The sequence below is a fragment of the Haladaptatus sp. CMAA 1909 genome, from assembly GCF_043952005.1.
Classification (GTDB): Archaea; Halobacteriota; Halobacteria; order Halobacteriales; family Haladaptataceae; genus Haladaptatus.
In genome coordinates this window covers 57,994-82,232 of the sequence record NZ_JBIOAV010000005.1, presented here as the reverse complement: position 1 = coordinate 82,232, position 24,239 = coordinate 57,994, and the positions used below count along the sequence as shown (strand labels likewise).

Genomic DNA, 24,239 nt, shown 5'->3' with positions numbered 1-24,239 from the left:
GAATGCCGATTTTCTACTCCAGCAATTAGTCAGGTCTGTTCAATCGTAATTATTATGTCTGCGAATGATGAACACACAATTGCCGTCGTATAGCCATGGACTATCGTCGGCTCAGAAACGAACGTCTGCTAAGTAGTTGATGGGTAGACGTCTCACAGACGTCTGCTTTCATCTGCTAGTCGATAACGACCAATACCAATGTACGTCGTTCCCGCAGAATTACTACTCGGACTCATTGCGTCATGGATTATTCTGCATTTATTTCTCGTTTAACAACTTCACCAAAGGCGACATTTGGTTGTACATTGACTATCTCGATAGTCACACGTTCATTCTTCTCCGTATTTGGGACAAAAATGATATAGCCACGGTCGATGCGGGCAATTCCATCGCCCTGATCACCGAGGCCTTCGATCTCGACGTCTCGGTATTCTCCAACTTCGACGGGAGGCCCCGATTCAGTATCAGAGCTACTGGTCTCCGTCCGCGATCGAGGTTTGGTTAATCGGTTAGATCGGAGCAATGCAACACGATAGTCGGTATTCGCTCGAATGTCTCCATTCGTAATCTCTTGTTCTGGAATTGTGACGCAATAGGATCTGTTATTTTCCTCTATACGCTCAGTGAACAAACACAGTAGTTCGTCCGGTATCTCCATAACGGATTCCGTACGCTACACAATCATAAATATATGTATTAATGCCCTTGGAATCGTGCGGCAGTCATCTAGAATATGCAAAATATATGTTATTATAGAGTGGCCATGGCATCAATCACTGCGATCGACGTTTGTATTCGATTCCTCATTGAGGGAGCCAATAGCGGATACCGAATCAGCGTACAAATCTCAGGGAATGGTGATTTGATTCTTCCCTTTTCGCCTCTTTTATCACTGATCCAAAATCCATCTGTAACAGTTATCTGTACTGTTTTTCTGTAACTTATGTATGTGGTTGTCCTGAATACCACGGCCGTATTGAGAGAGACAGAGTATTACAGTGGTTCAGAGAGAGAAGATCAGTACTGTCACGAAATAACATTACAGCGATAGGTCACAGCAATTCATAGTAGAAAGTCGGTGCTTACAGTCTTCTCTAATAGCTGGCGAGTCTATGGAATAGCCATAATAGAACTACCGAACAGATATTCGGTACAGTTATCTGTTACAGACAAATATCCCCTCTACAGATAACAGCCAACGGTAGCATACAGTTTTCCAGAACATATCTCTGTTACAGACAACCATTACATACCTTCAGTACAGATACACAGGACAGAAAGTCGTTACAGACAATCAGTACAGACATGCGGCAGAGACATCTGGCACGATTGTCTGACGTAGATTTATGTAATAGAGGCGCAGAACAGAGAACCAAGATGATAACCTCGGTCGTATATTCGGAGTCTGGAGGGACGTACAAAACAACGCTCACGGCGAATCTAGCCGTCCCACTGGTTCGGATGGGACTAGATGTATTAGTTATCGACCTGGATCCACAGGAAGGAAATCTTACGAGCCTGTTCGACCTCGGTGAGAGCCGCAATGATCCCGAGGCAGACAACATCGTCAAGCATATTCTCGAGATGCCAGACGGACCGTTTGAGGATCTCATCGAAACGAGTGACGAAGGTGTGGATGTCGTTCCAAGCCACGACATGCTGGGAGATTTCACTTCGAATCTTGAGCAGAAGATTTCCTATGAAAGTGGGATGAAGAACATCAATAAGGAGGATTACCCCCGATACGAGCTCTTGTACCGGCTACTATGGGAGAAAGAGAACCTGAATGAATCGTATGACGCTATACTCATTGATCCTAACGCTCGAGCTGAAGACCTACTGTACAATGCGATATATGCGTTGCGTACACTCATCGCGCCCGTTAAGCCAGCCGGGAAAGGCAGTTTGAGCCTCGACGGACTAGAGGAGCTCGTCGTAAATATGCAGAGGAATCTCGATATCGAGATCGGCCTGTCGTGCGTTGTTCCATCGGGGGTTCGTCGAACAAACGCTCACAAACAATATCTACGCTATTTCGAGAACAGTGATGCATTCGATACACCAGTCGTGATCGGTGATCGTGAAAGCATGATGGACGACATGTGGGAGGCGCGTGGTTCGGCTTTCAAGGTTGTCGAGGAGGGGTGGAAAACGATGGACGATGGCAGCGAAGGTGGTAGTAGTAAACCCGGTATCCGAAAAGTTCGAGATCGGGAGGTGGAAACCCTCGTCGATCTCTACCAACTCGCAGTGTTTGTTGCAACAGATACATTTGGAATGGATGTCGATCCGGTACTTGAGCTGGATTTCGACGGACGGGGTACTCGGACAATTGATCTTCGTGATCAGGAAGAAATCGAGGTGAGCGAGGTATGACGAATTCCTTTAAATCAGGCTCTGGAAATCTGGACTTCGGGAGCAACGATGAGGAGGCAAACGAAAGTGAAGATCAAAACGACACCGAGATCCAAATAGACGACCAGGAAACGTCGAAAAAAGAAGAGACGCCAAAAGAAACAGTAGATAACAGACACGAACAATCGCAAGAAGCTACACAGACTGAGAACAGCCAATCAAATTCAGAGCTGGTCACGAATACGCCATCAGAGGAATACCCCTACTACATTCGTCGAAGTAACATTGGTGATGAAAGAGACAAGCGGCTCGAGCTACATGTACGAGACGCAGTGACTAATGACGAGCCAACGTTCCGAAATAGGCTCGCCAAAGAACTGGATGTTGATGAGGTAGCTAAAACAGACGCACGAGAGGCCGCACTTTTATTTGCATTTCAAAATCCCGAAAAGGTGGCCGACCTACTACGAGAAGAGGGGTATGGTGTATTTCAGTAAGAAGTGTTTCCGCCATAGCTCGTAACCCGTGACTGCTGCGGAACCCTAATTCCATTATCTTGTCTGAAAGGTCCTAGTAGGAGAAACCAGATGATTGAAACAGTAGATCCACAAATTGGAACTTTCGTGGAAGGCGTGATCGATTGATTGCTGAGAGGCCAGCTCAGCCCAGAGCCTTCGGCGCCGGTGGAGCCACGTTTCCTCGGTGTACCTTGTGTCAGAAGCATACCGACGACGGGTACTGTTCATACTGAGAGGACCAACTACTTGGTTAATGACCTGTTTAACGTACACGATTCTACTGATGTCCCTTCTTACCATCTCAAATTTGTCATTTAATTAGGGGACTTTTTTAAGATCAGGACTGGATCGGTATCAGCAATTCTAATTACGATACGTCGTCCTTCACACGGTTAGACGCTCAACATCCTCTAAGTCATCCGGAACTAAGAGCAACCGGAGCCGTGGACGGCCAACATCGATCGGTACTATTTCCGTCTCGATGAGACCACGATCTACCAGTCGAGTTTTGATTCGGGAAAATGTCGCTTTACTTGCCACACCACTGTCTTCGCCCCACTTGCTGATATCATAGAACAGTATTTCATTGTTCGCGCCGACCAACAGCGCTATCGCGATTTCATCGAATTCATCTTCTTCGCCAGGAACAGTGTCAACAGAATCGAGTACCATCATGAAATCGTTCTCGACCTCATCTCCGAACTCTTCTCTCAATGTTTCACGGACACGCGAAAGCGGTGGTGTTCGCAAGCTGAATGAATCGCCTCCTTCCCAAGCGTCGAAAAACGCGGATTGGGTGTTCTCCACTAACTCTTCATCCGCTGATTGGAGACCTGTTAGTTCATTATCCAATGAGATCACCGTCACTATCTTATTATCACTAACAAGCAGAGAACTGCGTGCAAGGTCAGTTGCAGTGCGGAGTTCCAGTAAGTCTTGTTCGACCAAATCAGCTACCTGACTTGCAAGGATGAAGTCCTCCGTTGATGATTTCAATACTTCCGATGTCGCAAGCACCTGCAAGTCGGGACGATCATCATCGAACGATGTTGCGATCTTTATGATCGTTCGAAACATCGCCGATGGCGGATTCACAATTAGAACAGAGTCTGTTTCTTCGAAAAGCGCTTGGACAGTCTCGTCAAGTTCCTGATCAAATCTGGCTACTTCTGTAGACATACCCCAATGGATTATCTACACATCCTTTGTTTTGTTCACATTGTCAATTATAGGCATAAGCTAAAACCAGCGGAAGGAAGAGACTATTTCAGTAGAACAATGTTGAAATTTGTTAGCATCTGTTCTTGGTTTTTTGGGGCGATGAACTTCTTCACCGGGTTGCCAAGTATTCATACATTCATTTCTCTAGTTATTTCGGGTTGTTAGAAACAATGAACTTAGTGATATGTGCTGGTTAGAACTTCGTGACCTTCTCCGAAGCAATGTGATTCTCCGATATCAGTGGTTAGTATACTATACTAATCCCGGAAAATGCCGCAAGAGTAGAATCATATCAAACTGCCATAAAAACGCTTATTCTTCGATCTTCATTGCCCTAAATCGGTTTTTTAGCTCCTCGATTCGGCTATTCGTTTCCGTGACGAATTTGGATTTCTCATCAGTCGTTGTCGCACCGTCGTTTGTCGGAATAATTAGATCCGTGTCCTCCAATATCCGTAACGAATACCGTACTTTGTGTTTTGGATGGCCGGATTTCTTTGAAAGTTTGACGATACCAATCGGTTCGGAGGTGAGTACATGTTGGAATATCTCGAGATGTCGTTGAAGCATTTCTATTTGATCTTCGGCACTACTAATCATAGTATACGATAGCATGTAACAAGAGCCATTAAACTTTATCTCTACGTCATAATTTGACTAATAGAAGCGACCCATGCTCTATGCTAATTCTTCGAGATAGTAGATGGAACTAGAATACGTGTCTACGTTCCCTTAAAAGTTGTCCCAGATGACCTATCACTCATGTAAACCGGTATCGGAGAGTGATTGTCAATCAATAAAGTCAAGGTAGACAATTATGCAAAATTGATTGACGCGAGGGTTGCTAAGCTAGGCCAACGGCGCGTCCATGGGTTCAAATCCCATCCCTCGCACTCGAAGCGATACTGTAATAGGAGACATCTTGAGGAAGGCTATTAGTAATACTTGCATGCCGAATAACGGAACTATCACAGTTCAATGCTAGCCATATGCCAATTGAATCATTATCAATGAGCGTAATAGTTATTCGATGAAATCCCGTTCAGCAGCGGCACAAATCACCACTGAAAATATCATCGCCACTTCCGAGATTGATCAAGAACTCGATGTTGCTCGTTTCGGTGCTGATCTCACTGGTGGAACATACAATCCCGATCAATTTCCAGGGCTCGTATACTGACGCGAAGAGATATCACTTGTCGTACTCCTGTTCACTAGTGGAAGGCTCATCATTACTGGCGCTAAAACGGAAACTGAAAATCAGACTGGTTTCGAGCAGGTCAAAACGCGGCTTGCGAGACTGGGATTTCTGAGCACGTAGCTTACACTTGTTCGAGCCTCCGAGTTCGGGAATGTAGAAGGTAAGAAGGGCGAGAGTGAGTACAAACGTTCAAGAATTGTTCATCAGCCAAGCACATCTGAACTTGTTTGTTCTGAGTATTGTCATGGACTCATGAGCTTTGGAATTTCCACAGTACCTCGTCGTCACGTGAAGACCAAATGCTGATACAGTTTGATTCCCAGTCGTGAGTACTCCTACAGTCGGCACACACACCACCATCGCGGATGTAACTGTGAAAGTGATGGGTCGGTCGTTCTACACGAGAGAGACACCACCATCGCGAATGTAATCCTCGATGACCTCCCATCGGTTAGATATTCTAACGTTATCTAAATCTTATCACAAACTTATTTATGATCCGGTCTCGTATAGTTCATTGTGTTAATCCGACATCTATAAGTTGTCGACTATTCCGACAACTTTGATGTTCGAAGATGAACCCCATGTGGATATTGTGGAGGTTAAACGCCTTCTCTTCTCTTTCGATGAATCCGTTACATCCGCGATGGTGGTGTGTGTGTTTTCGCTCGTCCTGTGGTCACGAGTAATTCTCTATTACACGTGTTGAGTCTTTTGTGGCTGGTCTACTTTGTATTTACACACGCGATAGGGGTGTCCGACAACGGGATGAAAGGCTGCTATTCGATGTTTCATCCGCGATACCACCCAATCCCTAGAAAAAACATAAACCACTATCAATCCCCGCTAGAACCTGTGATTCTCGCCGACTTACATCCGCGACTCCCCCGCCCTTTATTACGGATGAAGAATATGTAGTAGTCAATCGCATGGTTTCCGATGAATCAGACGACCGCGACCCACTCTTCCGATATGATGACCCCGTGTTTGCTCGGGAAGAGTTGTTGAAAATCAAGCATATTCCAGGATCGGATCGGATCGTTGGTCGAGATAAGCATATGAAACAAGTTGCAGAAGCGCTCAACCCTGCAATATTTGGACGTGAACCGACTCATCTTCTCATCTTTGGTGAAACAGGTACGGGCAAGAGTCTGATTTCGCGAAGTGTGACCGAACGCGTTATCAACGAAGCTCAGCGAGACGACATTACGGTGAAAGCTGCTTACGTCGATTGCGGTGAGCAAAATACCGAAGCAGGTGTCGTCAAGACGATCGGGCGTGAAATCAACGAACCTGCACAAAGCAATATCACAATTCCCGAACGAGGGCTTGCAACCGGTGATTACTATCGTCGTCTCTGGAACGTTCTCGATACTTGCTGTGACGTTGCGATTCTCATTCTCGATGAAATCGATCTTCTTGAAGACGATGAAGTCCTTCGAAAGCTATCTCGAGCTGGCGAAAATCAGCAAATTTCCAATTCGAATATCGGCATCGTTGGCATTTCTAATAAGATCAATTTTGCTGACGAACTCGGTGAACGCGTCAAATCCAGTTTTGCACGCGATGAGCTAGTTTTTCCCGCCTATGATGCAACCCAACTTGTCGACATTCTTGAGAATCGTCGTGATGCATTTCGTGAAGACGTCCTCGAGGGGGACGTTATTCCATTAACCGCTGCTCTTGCAGCCCAAGAACATGGCGATGCCCGCAAGGCAATCGATATTCTTCGAAATGCTGGCCGTATTGCCACTCAATCAGATACTGTGCCCGTGACTGATGAACACGTTCGTCAGGCGAAGAAAAAGACCGAAGCCGATCGGTTCGCAGAGCTGATTGCTGGTGCTCCGACGCAAGCGAAAACAATTCTGTTAGCACTTACTAACCTCACCGAGTCCAAGCAAGCAGATGAGTTCTCTACCAAGGAAATCTATCGTCGCTATCAGAACATCGCACGTGGTACTGGTCTCGACATGCTCTCCGAACGTCGCACTCAAGAGATCCTCAAAGAACACGATTTCTTGAACGTGATTCAATCAGAGCGCCGGGGCCGCGGACGTGGACAGGGGGTTCACGCTAAGCACCGTCTCCTCGAGGAGCCAGACATCGTCAAATCCGTTCTCGAACAAGATTCTCGCATTCGCGACTTTCTATCTTCAGTTGATGATTAGTACCCCATACACCCTCCCGTTGGGTGGTTTTATTTTCATCTTTGTGTCTTCCCAGAGAAATTACAATCGTGACTGAGCAACTTGCTGCATTCACTCTTGGAACACTCGCCGGACTCGGGTTTGTCATCGGTATTCTCGGGATCTATGTCCATCTTGCCGGCGACATCATTACGGTCAGTGGTATCCAGCCGTTCCTCCCGTTCTCTCGGCGACGGATCTCACTGTCATGCCTTCGTGCGGCGAGCACACTCGCGAACACTGTCTTCTTGTTACTTGGCGTGCTCGCGATGGGGACAGTCATTATCGTACTCTCTCCGTTCGCAGGAGCGTTCCCGTAAGAGAATCAACTTGAATCACGTCCCATCATAGACGGTGATGAGGCCGAGAGAGAGAGGACGAGCAGTTAGAGATGTTTTGATAGCTACTTTGGCGTCACAATATCGTGCATGAGTCGGTGATACTCTTCAACCGCCCTATCACCCCGTCCGTTAGTCGCATGCGCATCCCCGTACGAACCACACTGGTATTACCCGCCATCAAAAACCAATGCTATAATTCTTTAGAGTGATCCTTGTTAAACAATCCCATATGTGAGACGCAATCATGATGCTTCGAAAAAAAGAGATATAGACTGGAACAATGCCAAAGAAGCAAGAAGGGGTCACATACAACGACGTTGATGATAGCTATTTTGAAGACCGTGAGTTGAGTCGGGAGGTAGGGATCCTGGGTTTATGGGCCCTTGGTGTTGGCGCCGTCATTTCAGGTGATTTCTTCGGCTGGAACTTCGGTCTCACGGCCGGTGGGTTCGTAGGCCTCCTGATTGCTACGATTGTAGTCGCCGTCATGTACTTAGGCCTCGCTTCCTCCATCGCAGAAATGTCGCCAGCGCTGCCTCACACCGGTGGTGCCTACTCGTTCGGGCGCACGGCTTTGGGCCCATGGGGCGGTTTTATTACTGGTCTAGCCGAGAACATGGAATACGTCATCACTCCAGCCGTCATCGTAGTCGGAATCTCTGGCTATATGAACTCCGTAACGCAGGCACTATTCAGCTTTGGGATGCCCGATCCAATCTGGTGGGCGATATTCTACGCCATCTTCGTGGGCCTCAACGTGTGGGGAGTTAAGGAAAGCTTCTGGTTCACGGTTTTCATCACTTTCGTCGCGTTGGGCATCTTATCCGTCTTCTTTATTGGTGCAATTCCACACTTTAATCTTGAGTTGGCAATGACTGTACCCGCTGATCCAGGCCAAAGTGAGATCTTGCCTCGCGGCATCAAGGGCATCTTCATGGCTTTGCCGTTCGCGATTTGGTTTTTCCTCGCAATCGAAGAACTGCCACTAGCGGCAGAAGAGGCAAAAAATCCCGAAGAAGATCTTCCCAAGGCCACAATGCTGGGTATCGGAACACTGCTGGTCACAGCGTTTTTGACGTTGTTCCTCAGCGCTGGTATCCCACCTGGTGCTGCAGAGGTGGGCCAGGCTGACAACCCACTGTTCCTTGCGTTCAAAACCATTTTCCCAGGGAGCACAGGCCCAGCGTTGCTCTCTCTGATCGCCGTGGCCGGTCTGGTGGCGAGTTTCCATGCTATCATTTACGCGTACGGGCGGAACATCTACTCGCTTTCTCGAGCGGGTTACTTCCCACGTTGGCTGTCTCCGACTCACGATGATCGTAAGACGCCGCACATAGCTTTGATCGTCGGCGCTCTGGTAGGCTACGCTGCGGCGGTGGTGATTTGGCTTGTGCCGAGCGACAGTCCTGTGGGAGCGATGCTGCTGAACATGGCGGTGTTCGGTGCTGTGATCTCGTACGTCATGCAGTGCCTAGCGTTTCTCAAATTGCGGAACGATCACCCGGACCTTAAACGACCGTATAAAGCACCACTAGGTGTATTCGGCGGGGTCGTCGGACTCATCATTGCGGTTGTTACCCTAGTAGCCCTCTTTTTGAACCCGGATTATCGGCTTGGTGTTTACGGGGCTGCCCTCTGGTTTGTGGGCGGTATCATCTACTTCATCGTAATAGGTCGCCATCGAATGGTTCGCTCGCCGGAGGAGGATATCGCCTTGGCCCATCGCGCAAAGACAAGGAGTAGCGATGCGACCGACGCTGGTGGTGACTCTGGTAGCACTGCTAGTAGCCCTGCTGATAGCGATCTTGGTGGCGATCCCTAATCGGATTAACTATCTGCGGGGGAAGCCTCCTAAATTCTCATAAGGAGATTCAGCACGTGGTTGAGCTATTCTGGTTGCCAGCTCAGGTGATTTTTTATCTTCGAAAGGACACCGCTATGGATAGCTTCTTGCAAAACGAGGGAGTTGCACCACATCCTGGTGTGGTCCCGTTGAAGCGTGCTAGATCTGAATTTACTATTAATAAATCGTATGTTTGGGGGTAAACTACTATCTTCCCAACCCACCTTGTCACATTGTCTCAATGACCTCCCTTTCAGAGTACGAAACGGTCCGCTTGGTCTGGACAGACCTCAATGGTGTCGCCCGCGGCATTACCTTGCCTGGTGATGAGGCCGCACACGCAACCGAAGAGGGGGTCGGGTTCGCAAACGGGATTGCGGAAATGACCCTCGAACCCGGCCTTCTTAACGATCCAAAATACGGTTCCGAAGCCGGTGATATGATGGCCATGCCTGACATCGACTCAGTGACGCCAGTGAAATGGGCCGATGATACAGCTGCTGTCTTTGCTGAACTAACCAACGTCGACGGGTCACGTTTCGACCTCTGCAGTCGGAGCGCATTACGGAGCGTTCTCGATGACCTCGAATCGGAAGGATACAGGGCATGCGTCGGCGTCGAGACCGAGTTCTCACTCCTAAGCCCCGATGATGAGGGTGGATGGGTCCCATTTAACGACCGTTGCTCCTACGATCTTGATGCCCTCGATATGGGGTCGGAGCTCATCCGGGATTGGACGAAAGCAATGGAAGCGGCAGGAACTAACATCCTTGGTGTTCACCAGGAGTCTCAACCAGGGCAGTACGAGATTAACATCGAGTATGATGACGCCCTAACGACGGCGGATACCATCATGTTCCTCCGGCATATGATTAAGTCCGTCTCGCGACAGCACGATCACAAGGCGTCGCTCATGCCTCGCCCCCACTCGGATGAAGACGCCAACGGGATGCATTTCCATCTCAGTCTCTGGAACCACGACAGATCGGAAAACAAATTCGAGAGCAATACTGACGATATCAAGTTCCCCGCAGGAACACATCCATCGGGTAAGTCTGGGCTCTCCGAGACGGGACGATACTTCGTTGGCGGACTTCTGGAGCATATGAAGGCGCTAACGGCTATCTGTGCGCCAACAGTCAACTCGTACAAACGGCTCCTTCCCGGTATCTGGGCACCGGTCAATATCGCGTGGGGGCCCGACAACCGCTCGACGGTACTTCGCCTACCGCCTGAACTCGGATCGGCGACACGCATCGAACACAGGGTTCCAGACTCGGCGTGCAATCCTTATCTCGGTATTGCGGCCTCGTACGCCGCCGGACTAGACGGCATCCGAAATGAAATTGATCCGGGAGAACCGACAATCAGAAACGCATACGAGGAGGAGTACGAGAGTCTCCCCCGTACACTCTGGGAGGCACTCGACCATCTCGAAGACGACAAGGTCATCGCAGATGCGCTCGGTTCGACGCTCGTCGAGGAATTCATACAACTCAAGCGTGATGAGTTCAACCGCTCGATGAACTATGTGTCTGAATGGGAGCACGACGAATATCTGGACGAGTTCTAGACATCCTCAGTAGGTTGGTCGAGCATTGGTTCGATCGCTTTCAGGATTTTTGACTCAGAAAGTCGAAGGTGCTCGCCGACCGTTGAGACGCTCGTGGGGTCCAGTTTGGCGAGATCTTCGAGGTTACATGATCGAGGCGAATCGTAATACCCCTCTTCAATCGCGAGCGAGAGCACCTCACGTTGCCGGGAAGAGAGATCTTGGATGGCCTTCTTGACTTCGAGCAAACCCGTAAACATCTGTTCAAAGCCGGTCGAGTAGAGCGAGTCTATGTCCACAGTGCCCAGTTGCTGTAGTTCCTCATGGGCTTGACTCACATGCTGATGCGTTGGAGAAAGAACGTCCCAGTGTTCGCGGCCATGGGCAACTGTCGCCGGAATCGTTGGAAAGCAACTATTCCGAAGCAACACGTTCAGGACAGGCTCCGTATCTACGTCATAGTCTCCTTCTAGACAGATGATAGCTCGGTTGCTGGCTTTCGTATAACTGACCAACCGACTCGTGTTCATGATCGGGTGGTTTTGAAGCCAGTCAACGATGTTGTCGATCTCATCTTCCTCAACTTGTGTTACCTCGATCATTGTAATACTCGTTTTCCGAATAAGATAGGAGTAGATTATCGATGCCTGTAAGTTTGGGAAATCATCATTGATTCCCTCGGTCCAGCAACCTTTGTGTTCAATCCGAAATGAATACTCGATCATTTTGTATCATCACAATCAGACTAGATTCCGTTTGAACACTATATACCTCTGGATCAGTATGCCCTAATCGGTTGAACATACGTGTAGTTGGAATCAAACTATTCAATTGTCCAGATGATCGCATACGCCATCGAGGGTTTCCTCATGCTACACGTCCTCGCATGTTATGCAAATCAGTACGGACTTGTCGGGGACTCGTTACTGCTCGTCTTTCGGTCGGAACCTATAGGCGGAGTAGAGTGGGTCCCTCAGGGTCCACGCTCCAAGGCGGTTCACATTGGCGTCTGGCAATTTCTTACTGCATTTTTTGCAGATCCAGTCAGTCCTGAGTAGCGACCCCAACGAGTGTATTCGAGATCACTATCGAGAGCTAAGAGAAATAAAGAGCATCGGAGCAGCGTCTTTTGACATGATCGCATCGCCAAGTATGGTGATCTCATTAGCACCATTAGTGTGGCAAGCTTCAGGCACCGTTTAACGGTTATAAACAATCCCACATCAACCGAGTAACGCTTAGGCGGAATACGGGGAATATGAGTGACATGCACTCATTTGATATGCAAATCGCGGGTGAGCCCAGAGACGGGGAGGAATCCAGCGTTGAAAACCCTGCCACGGGTGAAACCGTCGGTACTGTCTCAATCGGGACACGCACGGATGCGATCGACGCAGTTGAGGCGGCGGCGGACGCACAGAAGAAGTGGGCAGAAAGCAGTCCCAACCGGCGGGAACGAGCGCTGCTCACCGTCGCAGAGCGTATCGAAGCGAATCAGGACGAACTCAGCGAACTCCTCGTCGCAGAGACTGGAAAATGTCTCGCGACGGCGAAGGGTGAGGTTCTGGAGACTGCCCAGCAATTCCGCTTTTATGCGGGCATCGCGGACAAAATTCGGGGAGACACTGTTCCCACACCGACGAACCGCTTCAACTACACGAAACGTGTCCCGTACGGCGTCACGGCGCACATCATCCCATGGAACTACCCACTCCTCCTCGGGTCACGGGGGATTGCGGCCGCGCTTGTGACGGGGAACACAGTCATTGCGAAACCGCCGAGCCAGGCACCACTATCCACGATGTGGTACGGGAAGTTCCTTGTCGAGGAGTTTCCCGCTGGTGTCGTGAACATCGTCCCTGGGTCAGGGAGTGAGATCGGAGCAACCCTGAGCGACCACCCTAGTGTTGATGCGATCACCTTTACTGGCTCGACCAGAGTCGGCCAGCAGGTGCTGGAGGCGGCGGCAGCGAATATCACGCCGGTCGACCTTGAGCTCGGAGGGAAGGCACCGGCGATCGTCCTCCCTGATACCGACATTGAAAACGCAGCACGTGGTGTCGCACAGGGAATTTTCTCGAATGCCGGACAGAACTGCGTCGCCACCTCACGTGCCCTTGTCCATGAGGACGTGAAAAAAGAGTTCACTGACCTAGTGGTCGAGAAAGCAGAACGGATCACCCTCGGTTCTGGATTCGACTCGGCAACTGATATGGGGCCAGTTATTTCGGCACAAGCGCAGGATGATATCCTCGGTTACGTCGAAACGGCTCAAGAGGAGGGAGCAACCCTTCGGACTGGCGGCGATATCCCAGATAATCCAAATCTACAGGATGGTCACTTTGTCGAACCGACCGTGTTCGACGACGTCACACCGACCATGCAAATCGCGTGCGAAGAGATATTTGGTCCTGTGCTCTCAATACTGAGCGTTGAGTCTATCACTGAAGCCGTTGAGATAGCAAATAACTCGCCGTATGCGCTGGCAGCGTCCATCTGGACTGACGGATTGCATGCGACTCGCATTGCCGATCTACTTGATCACGGTCTCGTCACGATCAACACGTTCCCCGTGTCGATGCCTCAGAGCCCCTGGGGAGGAAATAAGGAGAGCGGTCTCGGACGGGAAGGTGGCTACGAGGGTGTCGAGGCGTTCACGACAGTAGATAGCGTCGTCATCGAACACGACGAGATGGAGGATACATTCTGACGATGTCGACGAAGACGGTGGTCATCGGTCGAATCAAACACGAGACGAACACGTTCTCGTCGCTCACCACCGATTATGAAGCATTTGTAAATACCTCGCTGTTCTTCGGCGACGATATCATCCCCGAATTTCGAGAAACAAATACTGACATTGGCGGTTTTATCCGAGTCGCCGACGACCACGCGTGGGACGTCGTTTCCACCGTGGCGGGAACGCGACGCCCGGCGGGATCGTGACTACCGAGGCACTCGATTCATTCCTCACGCAGCTCGTCGACGACATCGAGCGATCCAATCCGGATGGCGTCTTGCTTGGACTTCACGGTGCAATGGTGAGTGAGAATGAACGAGATGGTGACGGTTCAATTCTGGAGCGCGTTCGTAAGGTTGCGGGAGACATTCCCATCTTGGCAACCCTCGACCTTCACGCGAACGTCACCGAACGGATGGCTGCGAACGCTGACGGGTTGTTCGGCTACGATACCTACCCACATGTCGATATTGGCGAGACTGGCGAGGAGGCGGCTCGAGTGCTTGCATCGACGTTCGATGGCGAGATAGATCCACGAGTTGTCGTAGAGCGGGCACCACTCCTTCCACCCCTCCCCCCTTTACGAACTGAGATTGAGCCAATGCAATCTCTCCTCACTGACGCGATCGATGCTGAAGACGACCATATTCCGAATATCTCGGTTTTCGGTGGGTTCGCGTACGCCGACGTTCCAGAAGCAGGATTCAGCGTCGTCGGCGTCTCTGATGCGGAACACATCGAGGAAACGCGCGAGACGTGCACACAGCTGGCCACGTCGGCGTATGAGCGACGCCACGAGTTCGATCGGTCGTATAGTACTGTCGAGGATGCGGCGGCCGAAGCCTCGGTATGGGCGGACGAAGATCACGACCAACCGCTACTTCTTGCCGACATCGCAGACAATCCGGGGGGCGGGAGCGCACAAGATGGAACAGTCCTCCTCGAAGCACTGCTCGATGCAAAGGTCGGGGATGTTGTAGTTGCGACACTTATCGACCCGACGGTAGTCGATGCGGTGGTCGAAGCGAGTGTCGGCGAACGAGTCACTGTCGAGTTGGGTGGTCACATCGAAGACAACGGCAATCCTATCGAAGTAGAAGCCACCGTCCAGAACATCTCTGATGGGACGTATCGGAACAAAGGGCCGATGTCGACGGGTCTCGAGGTCACGTTTGGTCAGACGGTCGTTCTCGAGTGCGATGGTGTCGAGATTATCGTCGGGTCGCACCGACAGCAGCCATATGATCCGGAAGTGTTCCGAGCACACGACCTCCAACTAGAGCGGGTGAATATGATCGTCCTCAAGAGCACGGTTCACTACCGTGCCGGTTTCGAACCACTAGTTGAGACGATTCGCGAGGTGGCCGCACCCGGGCTTTGTTCGCCGGATCTGTCTCGCTTTGAGTACGATCATATCCCACGTCCGTTGTACCCACTCGACGAGGACGCTTAGGTGAGCTATCATTGCTTTCGTTCTCCTTTTACATGGGGGGGATCCGCTAATTCCGTCCGGGAGGACATCACTTAAACACTCATAGGTGTGGGGCGTAACAGGTATGGATTAAATACTGGTACTATCTCACATAGAGCCGGAACTCGGAACCCAGTGACGGTCATGCACTCGCGATAATCACGGAAAACAAAGCAATAACAATGAACCAAGGATTGACCGAATGGAACGTGCCGAACAGGGTAGTGTTCGGACGTGGAGCATCAGACGAGGTTGGCGCATATGTTGAACAGCTCGACGCGGAACGAACACTCCTTGTGACCGACAAGGGTGTTCGCGAAGCAGGTGTCCTCGATCCCGTCCTCAATTCGATCGAGTCGGCCGGAAAGGAGTATGCGATCTTCGACGGCGTTCGACCCGATCCGACAGATACAGTCGTTCACGAGGCAGCGGACGCTTACGACGACGCTAACGCAGATCTCGTCATTGGGATCGGTGGAGGATCATCGCTGGACACTGCGAAAGCCATGTCGATCGTCGTAGCAAATGACGGTCATATTCTCGATTTCAAGGGCAGCGGAAATGTCCACAAGGCACCCCCACCGAGTATCTACATTCCGACAACATCCGGAACTGGGAGTGAGGTTGGCCATTGGTGTATCGTGAAGGATTCCGAGACCAACATCAAAGAAGAGATTGGGGACGTGAAACTTCTCGCAGACCTTGCACTCATCGACCCAGATCTGACAGCGAGCGCTCCACCGCCGGTGAAAGCCGCGACCGGGATGGACGTGTTGACACATGCAATCGAAGCATACGTCTCAATTAAGGCGCAAAGTCAGACCTCTGCACTCGCGCTCGACTCGATCGAAAAGGTCGGCGAGAATCTTCCTCGTGCCGTTGAGTATCGTAATGGCGATCCAGCCGCACTAACGGCGATGGCGAGAGCGAGCATGCAGGCAGGTATGGCGTTCAACGGTGCTGGGCTAGGTGCGGTGCATGCACTCTCTCATCAAGTCGGCGGCCAGTTCGGTGTCCCGCACGGATTGGTCAATGCGATCCTTCTTCCGTACGTAATGGAATACAACCTGCCACAGGTTCCCGAGGAGTTCTGCACTATTGCCGAGGCTCTCGGTGAGTCCATCGACCGCCAGACGCAATTGGAGGCCTACAAGGCTGTTCGCGCAGTACGTGAACTCGGCAACTCGGTTCGAATTCCCGAGACGTTAGACGCCACGGCGGCAGAGCGCGAAGCGATTCCAAAACTAGCCGAGCAAGCACTCAATGACGGAAGTCTCACTGGCAATCCACGTATTACGGATCAGGACGATATGGAAAGCATCCTTGAACGGGCGTTCAACGGTGAATTCGAGTATGAATCCCGCCTCTGAACCTGTAACTAACGTAGATCGGATAAACAGTACACTTCGAAGCTGCTGACAATCAGGGTTCTGGCTTGACTATCAGTATTCGATCGTGAGTTGATTTGCGTGCTGCAGCCGCATTGATAATGACACTCAGTTGTACAATTTTCTGCCAAACTGTCTCCTTAGCGGCCCTGAACCAAGGTCCATTTTGATGACTACTCCGGCGTCACAATATCGTGCATGAATCGGTGATACTCTTCGACCGCCCAATCCCCCCTCCCGACAGTCGCATACGCATTGCGTCGCTTATCGCTTTCTTTCGTCTGCTTCGAGATCAACCCTTTCTCCACGAGTCGATCGAGGCCAGGATATAATCGACCGTGATTGATCGGCTCAGGATAGATATCTTCCAACGCCTTCTGCAGATCGACACCCTCAGCGGGCCCTAAGCGGTAGATAAGACACAAAAGGTGTGCCTGAAAGGCAGTGAGGTCGGTCGGGAGATTATACGATGCAAAATCATGAGCGGATTCGTTCTCGTCAGTGGCAGCACTATTGTCCTGGTCGGATTTTGAATTAGTCATACTGGAGTGACTAATCATCAATACTTAAAATCTACTATTACTACGACAGCAAAATGGTGCTAGCTGAGTAGAAGAGTTGGTGCTCAACACACTCTATTTGAGAGAAGAGAAGCGTATTGGTTGCTTTGATCCCCCGAGAAAACCTTCGGGGTGAGTCGGAATTGCCTCACAGTGCTTTGTGGAATCCAATTGATATTCATAGAGACTAATACTTCTAACAGGGGAGAATCCTGAACAAACTGATACACACGACTTCCATTTCGACAACGGGGAGTGAAGCACGGATATCTCAGAGAGCTAAGATGGTGAACATAAGTGGATCAATTTTTGCGGAAAGAAAGTGGTTTGCGTGTCATCGCATTACAGTGAGCTATGGTGGCTGTGTGGGCGCAGTGGAAGCACGTCACGAAGGTCGACCCGGATAAAGCACTCCACGGCGGGGATACCTACGCTGACATCGCTAACACAGGAACGGATGCAATCATCATCGGGGGAACTACGAACGTCACAGAAGCACGCGTGCAACCGATTCTCGATGCACTCGCGTCTACCGAGATTCCCATCTTAGTCGAACCGACCTACCACCCGTCGTCATCCCATATCGAGGGACTCTCTGGCTATTTGCTGCCGATCGTTCTGAATGCCGATGACCCACTGTTGATCACAGGAGCACACCACGAATGGGTTCGCTCTTCGGATCTTGAGTGGGACTACGTGCATCCAGAAGCGTATATCGTCCTAAATCCCGCGTCGGCAGTCGCCACGTACACGCAAGCGGATTGTGACCTTGATACGGATGACGTCGTTGCTTATGCTGAACTCGCCGAACAGATCCTCGGCCAGCAGATCGTTTATCTCGAGTATTCCGGCGTGCTTGGTGATCCAGCTGTTGTCGCTGCCACACGAGATGCACTCTCATCAGCGCAGCTCTTCTATGGAGGCGGGATTCACGACTACGACTCGGCCTACGAGATGGCGAGTGTCGCTGACACAGTTGTTGTCGGTGATGTACTTCACGACGCAGGTATCGAGGCAGTCGAGGAACTGTTCGTGGCGCGAAGGATGCGCATCACGAGTCATAATCGTCTACCCTAAGATCCAAGAAGTGGTTGAGAAGATCGAGTGTGAATCTGCAAGTGGTCGCTTCTATGTTAGTATATAATACTAACCTGCCAATTTTCTAGGCGGGCTTTACGGCTGCCGTTTCGAGTGACCTGTGTCTCTTTTTTTACTTCTATATTGGTTTTCTAGATTGTCCATAAATACTATCTAGTCATAAACAGTATTATTTTTCTAGATATGAACCGCACTCAAGACGATTTAGAGCAGTACAACGGATTGCTTGTTCGTATAAACACCCAGCACTGGGCGCTCACGAGGTGAACCCGATGCACGATCGTGAGAGCAGTACGCAAGACTCCAGTGACGTCTCGACACACAGACGCGCGTTTCTCGCAACTGGTGCAAGTGCGGGAGTGACGGCGCTCGCTGGCTGTCTCCTCCCGGCTAGCACGAGCGGTGGAAGTGTCCCACCAGCAGGACCGACGAATAACAGCACGAACACAACGAGCGGTCACTTTCGTGCGATCGACCCCAAGCAGTGGCGTGGAGAGTTCCAAAATGTCGTGAATATGGCGAAGGCAGGTGCAGATCCAACCGGTGAGGAAGATGTCTCTCCCGTTATCCAGCATGAAATCGGGAGTGACACACTGCTCTACTTCCCCCCAGGACGCTACAAGTTGAACAGTCAGGTTCGCCGCGTTGGGCTTCGAAACATCGGGGTCATCGGCCAGAACGCAACGCTCGTTCACGGCCGCGTCGACGCGATCAAAGGCTTCGACGTCTCGGAGGGCGAGTTCCACGGTCCCGCCCAGCACTTCAAAATCGGAATTCCTGACGATCCGCATCAGGGCAAATTCGTGTTCGGTGGGTTCACACTCGATTGGCGTGGGAAGAACCAGGGGATGCAGGTGTTGAATCACCACACGGCGGGAACATCCGAAATTCGCTCGCTTCGCCAAGTCGGAATGCATTCGCTCGGGTGTCAAGGGCCACTTCGAGTAAATCCTGCCACGGAAGAAGCACGAGCCCACGTGAACAACGTCGATTTCCGGTTTGGTGGTCTCACCTACCAGAAGACGATCAACACTCGCGACACCTACGATGGTGGCCCGTATGCTGGCCGGTCATGGGCGACGTCGGGAATCACAATGCATCCGGCGACACAGGGTTATCTCCGTGTCGAGAACTCGCTATTTGGTGGCTGGCCAGACAACGGCATCTACGTCAAGGGTGGCCATCCTGGAGCAGGCGATGGGACGGTCGACGTGGTGAACTGTGTCGCGGCAAACAGTCAAGCATCGAATATCCGCATCGGTGGTGATGGCTCACGGATTCACAATTGCGTGGTCGTGACTGATCGCTCGTTTGGTGATGAGTTCTACTACGAGCAGCGCCCGATTCGCATCGACGACGGCACATGCACCGTCTCGAATACGAAAATCGTTCAGAAAAACCCGACTGGATGGTCGCTCACGGTGATTCACGCTGTCGAGAAAGCCCTGGTCAAAAATGTGGAGGTGACCATCAAGATACCCCGATGACAGCGCTCGTCGTCGACGATGGTGTCGGTCAGGCAACTGTCGAAGACCTCGTGATCAACACACCTGGGTGGGATGCGACAAAGACGCAAGTCATTCGGAACGGTGGAGCGACACTCACAAACGTGTTTCTCGATGGGGAACAAATCGCGTGAGGATTCTGCGGTTCAGATTCGAGTGAATTGGTCGGCATTCACTGGGAAGATACTCCGCCCGTAGAGTTTGATCAAGTACGCAGCGATGAACCACGAGAGAATCACCAGCCAGCCAGCGTTCGCTCCCTCTAAACCGAGCACGTACATCGCGATCACGCCCGTTGTTCCAAGGTCGACAATCTGGATGATGATACCGACGAGAACGATTTTCCCAAGGCCGATGAGTATCGCGAAATGACGGCGGAGGGTATCTCGTGCAGTTTCGTTCGGCGCTTCGATCGACAACGGTGGTATTCGCATCGTCTTATCCTCCATTTTCCTCGTCAGCAAGCGGATCGCCGACTAACTCGTATAAGGCCGTTTTTCGATGAATATTCTCGAGATATCCGGCAGCAGTGAGTATTCCGAGCCGATTGTGGACGTATTGGCGCGAGCGGCCTGTCTTGTCGACGATGTACGATTGTGTCGCTCGCCCACCTCGGAGTATTTCGAGAATCTCCTTATCGACATCGGTGAGAGAGACCATTCGATCAGAACTGTGTGGGAGCATGTAGTACAGCCCTAGGATATGACATAAATAGATTACGGACACACTGACTGTATCCGGTAGTAGACGGCATCTCAGTGTGTGCGTAAGGTATTTATCTAGCCCTCTAGATGTGAGAGTGAGCACAAGTACCGATTGAGTTCGGCTCACTCTTCCAGCATAACTGGGTCTGTGGAACAACTGGTGCGGGGAAGACGACAGAACTGCTGAACTGGATGGTACAGTTAGCGTACGCTGGCCACGGCTTCGTCTACTTCGACCCGAAGGCACGCGACTCGAAAGAACTCCTCCAGCTGCTGCCAGAAAACCGCCTCGACGACGTGATTTGGATTGAACCCGGTGACGAAGACTTTGAGCGAGACATCGGCATCAACTTCCTCGAAATCCCCGAGACAGATAACCAGGTCGAACAAGAGCGGGAAATCGAGGATCGCCTCGAGAACCTGAAAGCGATTCTCGATAACGACGACTATTGGGGACCGCGCATGCGGGCGATCACCGAGAGCATGGGCCGAGCAATGATGAAATCGGACAAAGACTACTCGGTGATCGATTTCTATTTCGTCCTTCTGAATCAGGAACGTCGCGAACAGTTCGCCGAGGAAGTCGAAGATCCGTACATCAAGGAGTTCGTGAACGAGATCGCTCAGATGGACGATGACGCTGTTCGTCCCCTCCTGTCGCGGGTGAAAAACTGGGTCGAGAACGGTGTCATTCGCCGGATTATCGCCCAGCGTGAGAGCTCGATCGACTTTCAGAAGATCATCGACGATAACAAGATTGTGATTGTTCGCACGCCCGTGTCGAATCAGGACGTTAAACAGATGATCACCCTTGGCGTGATGCGCCCGATTTGGAGTGCCGTCCAGAATCGGTCGTTCGAGGACGGTGAGAACGAGCCGTTCTTCGCGATTTTCGACGAGTTCGACGCCATCGCAAGTCAGAATCTCGACGTCAAAAACATGCTCGCACGGGCCCGCTCGATGCGTCTTTCGGTGACGATTGTCTGCCAGTATCCTGAGCAGCTCAAGGAAGCGGGTGTGTTGAGTGCTGTCAAAGCGAACTGCAACAATCCGGTGATCTTCCGCCTCCCGAACGACGAAGACGCCCGACCCGTTGCGAAATTGTTCAAGGGATACAACGAGGAGGATTTGATGGAGACGGAAAACTTCCAGGTGTGGACGCGAATCCCGATCAAGGGCGGCATGCAGTACTCTGATCCGCTCAAGATTCACACCTTTGCACCATATCCACCGCTTCGCTCGGAAGCGGAGGCCGAGAACGTGATTCACCGAAGTCTTGAGCAGTATGGCAGTCCGCCGATTACCGACGCGGAAATTCAGCGTGAACTGCCGTATGGCGAATTGAACGAGGGCACTACGGCAGACGATCCGGCAGACCTCCCGGTCGGAACAGACGAGCACTTACGGAATCAGACGCTCAAAGCGGTCTACGACGAGAGCATTCGGAAGGGGGATCCTGGTGGGTGGGTGAAAATCGCGGCGTGTGTTGAGCGGTTGAATCGGTATCTACCCGGCGACGACGTGACTGACGCCGGGAAAGCATGGCGCAAAGTCTTGTAGCGAGTCCCCGATACGCACCTTGATCATCGCGAGGTTGAGGACGAGATGGAAGTGAAGCCGCTTGATACCGGATTCCTGAATATCGGTGATTCGGAGAACGACGGAAAGGCCGAGCATTGGGCACCGATGGCCGATGCCTACATCCCAATGACCCAACTCGGATTTGTCTTCGAGATTCCTGAGCAGACTGGAGAAGCCATGCCCGACGGTCTTGCCCGGCTGGATGACGTACTAATGGTTGAGCCGGACGACGACCCGGAGACGGTGGCGGATACGGTCAACAGCTACCGGGAGGACCACCCGCTCTTGAATCGCCTTGCCGGGACGAATGACGCCTATATCGAAAGCGAACATACGACCGGCAGTACGCAACCGTCGCAGACGGTAAAGAATCTTGCACAAGCATACAACGACGGGAATCGGTGCTTGTTCTTTGCCCGCGAGGAGGTGGCTGAGAAGGTGTACGATACGGTTGCCCACGAGCCGTTCTGCTGCCGAAGCAACCATAGTGTGACGGACGAGCGTCGGTTCTATACGGGCACGCAGACGCTGACAATTGACGGCGAAACGATGACACGCCCCGGTGGACGCGAAAACGTCTGGGTGCATGACAAGCAGACAGATAAGTACGAACTTCGAGATGGAAAGGGGGAAGTACATGCCCGATTCACGTCGGCGGCGGCCATCTTTACCGATGCCAGTGCGTACCCCGACGGTGGCACGAAGAATATCAAGCCGCCGGTCATCCCCGAGTACGAGATGGATGGTGACCTCAGTACCGTCGAGTGGGACGTGGTTGTGGTTCCGCCAGAAACGACGACACCGATGGACATCATGCTCTATCGGGAAGGCGCGTCGAACATTCACCTCCCGAACCTCATCAAGCATACAGTAGACGAAGAAGATTCTGTGACAGCCAACGCAGAGCTAAACACTACTCATGAGACGCCCATACAAACGGAGGAACAGCAGGTCGATGATGCGAGAGAGGACGTGATTGACGAAGCGGCGGAGTTCCTCTAAGTGGCTGCTTGCGGACTACAAATTCTCTTTGAGTTTCTGAATTACCTTCTTGGTCCGTGTACGCAGGTCCTCAATATCGTTGTCGTGCTTGGTGCGTAGCGTCTCAACTTCTTCCTCGAGCTCTTCGATCCGTTCCCAGAGCACTTCCACATCATTAGGATGGGCGAGATCTCTGGCGGCGAGTTCCAACCCGTCCTCGCAGAACTGCTCACCCCGTTCCGTCAACTGCCACACGATCGCCCGTGATCCTTGGCCGATGTGAACCCGATCAATTTCTTCGACTAACTCCCACCGTTCCAGTAGATCCATGTGGTGGGTCATGCTGCCAGTTGGAATGCCAGCGTGTTCCCGTAGTTCTGAGGTGTTCACTGCAGTATTATCAGCGGACAATAATACTTGGAGGATGTTGCGGCGGGGATGACCGAGGCGGTCTTGCATCTCCTCGAAGGTAGGCACCGTTCCATCTGAAATCTCAGTGATTGAACTATTGCTCATGAGGCGTTATTTTCCCTGTGAGGCCATAAATATAGCCCCCTATATGGCGTGACTACATCACTCCGACGGTAAAGCACCTACCAAACAAGGGGGGCGAAGAAATAGAGGGAAACCAGGCCTACGAGAAACTAACAGAAGATACACATAGATGAACAGCAGAAGAAACTCTGCCGAGAGCAAGAGCGGAAACCAGCTGTGACATAGGTAGTGGCACCCCGAAATTATCAACCAGCAGAGATAGAAGAGTCAGATGAAGCGCGACAGGCAGGCACCCCGAGACAAAGTGAAGACAGCACCCCATAATGGGCGAGAAAATGGGCACCCCAGAAAGCGTCCAGCAGTATCCAAATGATGTGACGAAAAGCGACGGAAGCACCATGGAGAAGCACCCCGGACAGTCCACCAAGAGCGACGCAACGACAGGCATCACAGCGAGACCAAGGACAGTCCACTAGAGACAAACCACGACGGACCA

At 51.4% G+C, this 24,239-nt stretch carries 20 protein-coding genes, 1 tRNA gene and 3 pseudogenes; 17 read left to right on the top strand and 7 right to left on the bottom strand.

The window, feature by feature from the left end:
• Positions 1-247 precede the first annotated feature (247 nt).
• The gene (locus tag ACGYLY_RS26470) at positions 248-658 is read right to left on the bottom strand and encodes a TRAM domain-containing protein (protein WP_395285760.1); all 411 of its coding nucleotides are present in this window, start codon (positions 656-658) and stop codon (positions 248-250) included.
• Between the two features lie 719 nt (positions 659-1,377).
• Here ACGYLY_RS26470 and ACGYLY_RS26465 point away from each other — a divergent pair.
• Together ACGYLY_RS26465 and ACGYLY_RS26460 are read left to right on the top strand one after the other, a co-directional pair.
• Entirely contained in the window at positions 1,378-2,376 is a 999-nt protein-coding gene (locus ACGYLY_RS26465; protein WP_395285761.1) for a ParA family protein, read from the top strand.
• Positions 2,373-2,852 (top strand): acyl-CoA dehydrogenase, encoded by a 480-nt coding sequence (locus tag ACGYLY_RS26460; protein WP_395285762.1) that lies wholly within the window; start codon positions 2,373-2,375, stop codon positions 2,850-2,852. The genes ACGYLY_RS26465 and ACGYLY_RS26460 overlap by 4 nt, the downstream gene beginning before the upstream one ends.
• 405 nt (positions 2,853-3,257) lie before the next feature.
• On the opposite strand, the gene tbsP is transcribed toward ACGYLY_RS26460, so the two are convergent.
• Positions 3,258-4,052, bottom strand: coding sequence for a transcriptional regulator TbsP (gene tbsP, locus ACGYLY_RS26455; protein ID WP_395285763.1), 795 nt, complete (start codon positions 4,050-4,052; stop codon positions 3,258-3,260).
• An 876-nt stretch (positions 4,053-4,928) separates the two neighbouring features.
• Here tbsP and ACGYLY_RS26450 point away from each other — a divergent pair.
• The 6 genes and pseudogenes from ACGYLY_RS26450 to ACGYLY_RS26425 all read left to right on the top strand — a co-directional run bounded on the left by ACGYLY_RS26450 (position 4,929) and on the right by ACGYLY_RS26425 (position 11,241).
• Positions 4,929-4,987: transfer RNA gene (locus tag ACGYLY_RS26450), tRNA-OTHER, on the top strand.
• 137 nt (positions 4,988-5,124) lie between these two features.
• Positions 5,125-5,415, top strand: a pseudogene (locus tag ACGYLY_RS26445) (TATA-box-binding protein).
• Positions 5,416-6,224: 809 nt separating this feature from the next.
• A complete protein-coding gene (locus ACGYLY_RS26440) occupies positions 6,225-7,466 on the top strand; it encodes a Cdc6/Cdc18 family protein (RefSeq protein ID WP_231188432.1) in 1,242 nt (413 codons plus the stop codon).
• 68 nt (positions 7,467-7,534) lie between these two features.
• On the top strand, positions 7,535-7,804 hold the full coding sequence (locus ACGYLY_RS26435; protein ID WP_395285764.1) for a metal-dependent hydrolase: 270 nt from the start codon (positions 7,535-7,537) through the stop codon (positions 7,802-7,804).
• A gap of 301 nt (positions 7,805-8,105) precedes the next feature.
• Entirely contained in the window at positions 8,106-9,647 is a 1,542-nt protein-coding gene (locus tag ACGYLY_RS26430; RefSeq protein ID WP_395285765.1) for an amino acid permease, read from the top strand.
• Positions 9,648-9,909: 262 nt separating this feature from the next.
• Entirely contained in the window at positions 9,910-11,241 is a 1,332-nt protein-coding gene (locus tag ACGYLY_RS26425; RefSeq protein ID WP_395285766.1) for a glutamine synthetase family protein, read from the top strand.
• Here the strand turns inward: ACGYLY_RS26425 and ACGYLY_RS26420 are convergent.
• Positions 11,238-11,822 carry a helix-turn-helix domain-containing protein gene (locus ACGYLY_RS26420; protein ID WP_395285767.1) on the bottom strand — a complete coding sequence of 195 codons (585 nt, stop codon included), beginning with the start codon at positions 11,820-11,822 and terminating at the stop codon, positions 11,238-11,240. The genes ACGYLY_RS26425 and ACGYLY_RS26420 overlap by 4 nt on opposite strands.
• Before the next feature lie 656 nt (positions 11,823-12,478).
• Here ACGYLY_RS26420 and ACGYLY_RS26415 point away from each other — a divergent pair.
• The 4 genes and pseudogenes from ACGYLY_RS26415 to ACGYLY_RS26400 all read left to right on the top strand — a co-directional run bounded on the left by ACGYLY_RS26415 (position 12,479) and on the right by ACGYLY_RS26400 (position 16,801).
• Positions 12,479-13,930 carry an aldehyde dehydrogenase family protein gene (locus ACGYLY_RS26415; protein WP_395291305.1) on the top strand — a complete coding sequence of 484 codons (1,452 nt, stop codon included), beginning with the start codon at positions 12,479-12,481 and terminating at the stop codon, positions 13,928-13,930.
• 2 nt (positions 13,931-13,932) lie between these two features.
• Positions 13,933-14,744, top strand: a pseudogene (locus ACGYLY_RS26410) (M81 family metallopeptidase); the annotation flags it as partial.
• A complete protein-coding gene (locus tag ACGYLY_RS26405) occupies positions 14,727-15,413 on the top strand; it encodes an MlrC C-terminal domain-containing protein (RefSeq protein ID WP_395291308.1) in 687 nt (228 codons plus the stop codon). The pseudogene ACGYLY_RS26410 and the gene ACGYLY_RS26405, both read left to right, overlap by 18 nt.
• A 200-nt stretch (positions 15,414-15,613) precedes the next feature.
• Positions 15,614-16,801: an iron-containing alcohol dehydrogenase family protein gene (locus ACGYLY_RS26400; protein WP_395285769.1), complete on the top strand. Its 1,188-nt coding sequence runs from the start codon at positions 15,614-15,616 to the stop codon at positions 16,799-16,801.
• Positions 16,802-16,992: 191 nt separating this feature from the next.
• On the opposite strand, the gene ACGYLY_RS26395 is transcribed toward ACGYLY_RS26400, so the two are convergent.
• Positions 16,993-17,361 carry a helix-turn-helix transcriptional regulator gene (locus tag ACGYLY_RS26395; protein WP_395285770.1) on the bottom strand — a complete coding sequence of 123 codons (369 nt, stop codon included), beginning with the start codon at positions 17,359-17,361 and terminating at the stop codon, positions 16,993-16,995.
• Positions 17,362-17,733: 372 nt separating this feature from the next.
• Here ACGYLY_RS26395 and ACGYLY_RS26390 point away from each other — a divergent pair.
• The 3 genes and pseudogenes from ACGYLY_RS26390 to ACGYLY_RS26380 all read left to right on the top strand — a co-directional run bounded on the left by ACGYLY_RS26390 (position 17,734) and on the right by ACGYLY_RS26380 (position 20,116).
• Positions 17,734-18,443, top strand: a pseudogene (locus ACGYLY_RS26390) (phosphoglycerol geranylgeranyltransferase).
• Positions 18,444-18,749: 306 nt separating this feature from the next.
• Complete coding sequence (locus ACGYLY_RS26385; RefSeq protein ID WP_395285771.1) at positions 18,750-19,964, top strand: hypothetical protein; 1,215 nt, start codon at positions 18,750-18,752, stop codon at positions 19,962-19,964.
• Positions 19,961-20,116 carry a hypothetical protein gene (locus ACGYLY_RS26380; RefSeq protein ID WP_395285772.1) on the top strand — a complete coding sequence of 52 codons (156 nt, stop codon included), beginning with the start codon at positions 19,961-19,963 and terminating at the stop codon, positions 20,114-20,116. The genes ACGYLY_RS26385 and ACGYLY_RS26380 overlap by 4 nt, the downstream gene beginning before the upstream one ends.
• 12 nt (positions 20,117-20,128) lie before the next feature.
• On the opposite strand, the gene ACGYLY_RS26375 is transcribed toward ACGYLY_RS26380, so the two are convergent.
• Together ACGYLY_RS26375 and ACGYLY_RS26370 are read right to left on the bottom strand one after the other, a co-directional pair.
• On the bottom strand, positions 20,129-20,416 hold the full coding sequence (locus tag ACGYLY_RS26375) for a hypothetical protein (RefSeq protein ID WP_395285773.1): 288 nt from the start codon (positions 20,414-20,416) through the stop codon (positions 20,129-20,131).
• Positions 20,417-20,420: 4 nt separating this feature from the next.
• Positions 20,421-20,642, bottom strand: a complete 222-nt coding sequence (locus ACGYLY_RS26370; protein WP_395291304.1) for a winged helix-turn-helix transcriptional regulator — start codon at positions 20,640-20,642, stop codon at positions 20,421-20,423.
• 236 nt (positions 20,643-20,878) lie between these two features.
• Between ACGYLY_RS26370 and ACGYLY_RS26365 the strand changes: the two genes are divergently transcribed.
• Both ACGYLY_RS26365 and ACGYLY_RS26360 read left to right on the top strand, forming a co-directional pair.
• A complete protein-coding gene (locus tag ACGYLY_RS26365) occupies positions 20,879-22,246 on the top strand; it encodes a TraM recognition domain-containing protein (protein ID WP_395285775.1) in 1,368 nt (455 codons plus the stop codon).
• A 45-nt stretch (positions 22,247-22,291) separates the two neighbouring features.
• Complete coding sequence (locus tag ACGYLY_RS26360) at positions 22,292-23,269, top strand: hypothetical protein (protein ID WP_395285776.1); 978 nt, start codon at positions 22,292-22,294, stop codon at positions 23,267-23,269.
• A gap of 15 nt (positions 23,270-23,284) precedes the next feature.
• On the opposite strand, the gene ACGYLY_RS26355 is transcribed toward ACGYLY_RS26360, so the two are convergent.
• Complete coding sequence (locus tag ACGYLY_RS26355) at positions 23,285-23,764, bottom strand: winged helix-turn-helix domain-containing protein (RefSeq protein WP_395285777.1); 480 nt, start codon at positions 23,762-23,764, stop codon at positions 23,285-23,287.
• Positions 23,765-24,239 lie beyond the last annotated feature (475 nt).

What these genes read in the sequence shown, in the direction of transcription:
- ACGYLY_RS26470 (WP_395285760.1), bottom strand. Translation starts at nt 658, where the DNA reads ATGGAGATACCGGACGAACTACTGTGTTTGTTCACTGAGCGTATAGAG.
- ACGYLY_RS26465 (WP_395285761.1), top strand. Translation starts at nt 1,378, where the DNA reads ATGATAACCTCGGTCGTATATTCGGAGTCTGGAGGGACGTACAAAACA.
- ACGYLY_RS26460 (WP_395285762.1), top strand. Translation starts at nt 2,373, where the DNA reads ATGACGAATTCCTTTAAATCAGGCTCTGGAAATCTGGACTTCGGGAGC.
- tbsP (WP_395285763.1), bottom strand. Translation starts at nt 4,052, where the DNA reads ATGTCTACAGAAGTAGCCAGATTTGATCAGGAACTTGACGAGACTGTC.
- ACGYLY_RS26440 (WP_231188432.1), top strand. Translation starts at nt 6,225, where the DNA reads ATGGTTTCCGATGAATCAGACGACCGCGACCCACTCTTCCGATATGAT.
- ACGYLY_RS26430 (WP_395285765.1), top strand. Translation starts at nt 8,106, where the DNA reads ATGCCAAAGAAGCAAGAAGGGGTCACATACAACGACGTTGATGATAGC.
- ACGYLY_RS26425 (WP_395285766.1), top strand. Translation starts at nt 9,910, where the DNA reads ATGACCTCCCTTTCAGAGTACGAAACGGTCCGCTTGGTCTGGACAGAC.
- ACGYLY_RS26420 (WP_395285767.1), bottom strand. Translation starts at nt 11,822, where the DNA reads ATGATCGAGGTAACACAAGTTGAGGAAGATGAGATCGACAACATCGTT.
- ACGYLY_RS26415 (WP_395291305.1), top strand. Translation starts at nt 12,479, where the DNA reads ATGAGTGACATGCACTCATTTGATATGCAAATCGCGGGTGAGCCCAGA.
- ACGYLY_RS26400 (WP_395285769.1), top strand. Translation starts at nt 15,614, where the DNA reads ATGAACCAAGGATTGACCGAATGGAACGTGCCGAACAGGGTAGTGTTC.
- ACGYLY_RS26395 (WP_395285770.1), bottom strand. Translation starts at nt 17,361, where the DNA reads ATGACTAATTCAAAATCCGACCAGGACAATAGTGCTGCCACTGACGAG.
- ACGYLY_RS26385 (WP_395285771.1), top strand. Translation starts at nt 18,750, where the DNA reads ATGCACGATCGTGAGAGCAGTACGCAAGACTCCAGTGACGTCTCGACA.
- ACGYLY_RS26380 (WP_395285772.1), top strand. Translation starts at nt 19,961, where the DNA reads ATGACAGCGCTCGTCGTCGACGATGGTGTCGGTCAGGCAACTGTCGAA.
- ACGYLY_RS26375 (WP_395285773.1), bottom strand. Translation starts at nt 20,416, where the DNA reads ATGCGAATACCACCGTTGTCGATCGAAGCGCCGAACGAAACTGCACGA.
- ACGYLY_RS26370 (WP_395291304.1), bottom strand. Translation starts at nt 20,642, where the DNA reads ATGGTCTCTCTCACCGATGTCGATAAGGAGATTCTCGAAATACTCCGA.
- ACGYLY_RS26365 (WP_395285775.1), top strand. Translation starts at nt 20,879, where the DNA reads ATGGTACAGTTAGCGTACGCTGGCCACGGCTTCGTCTACTTCGACCCG.
- ACGYLY_RS26360 (WP_395285776.1), top strand. Translation starts at nt 22,292, where the DNA reads ATGGAAGTGAAGCCGCTTGATACCGGATTCCTGAATATCGGTGATTCG.
- ACGYLY_RS26355 (WP_395285777.1), bottom strand. Translation starts at nt 23,764, where the DNA reads ATGAGCAATAGTTCAATCACTGAGATTTCAGATGGAACGGTGCCTACC.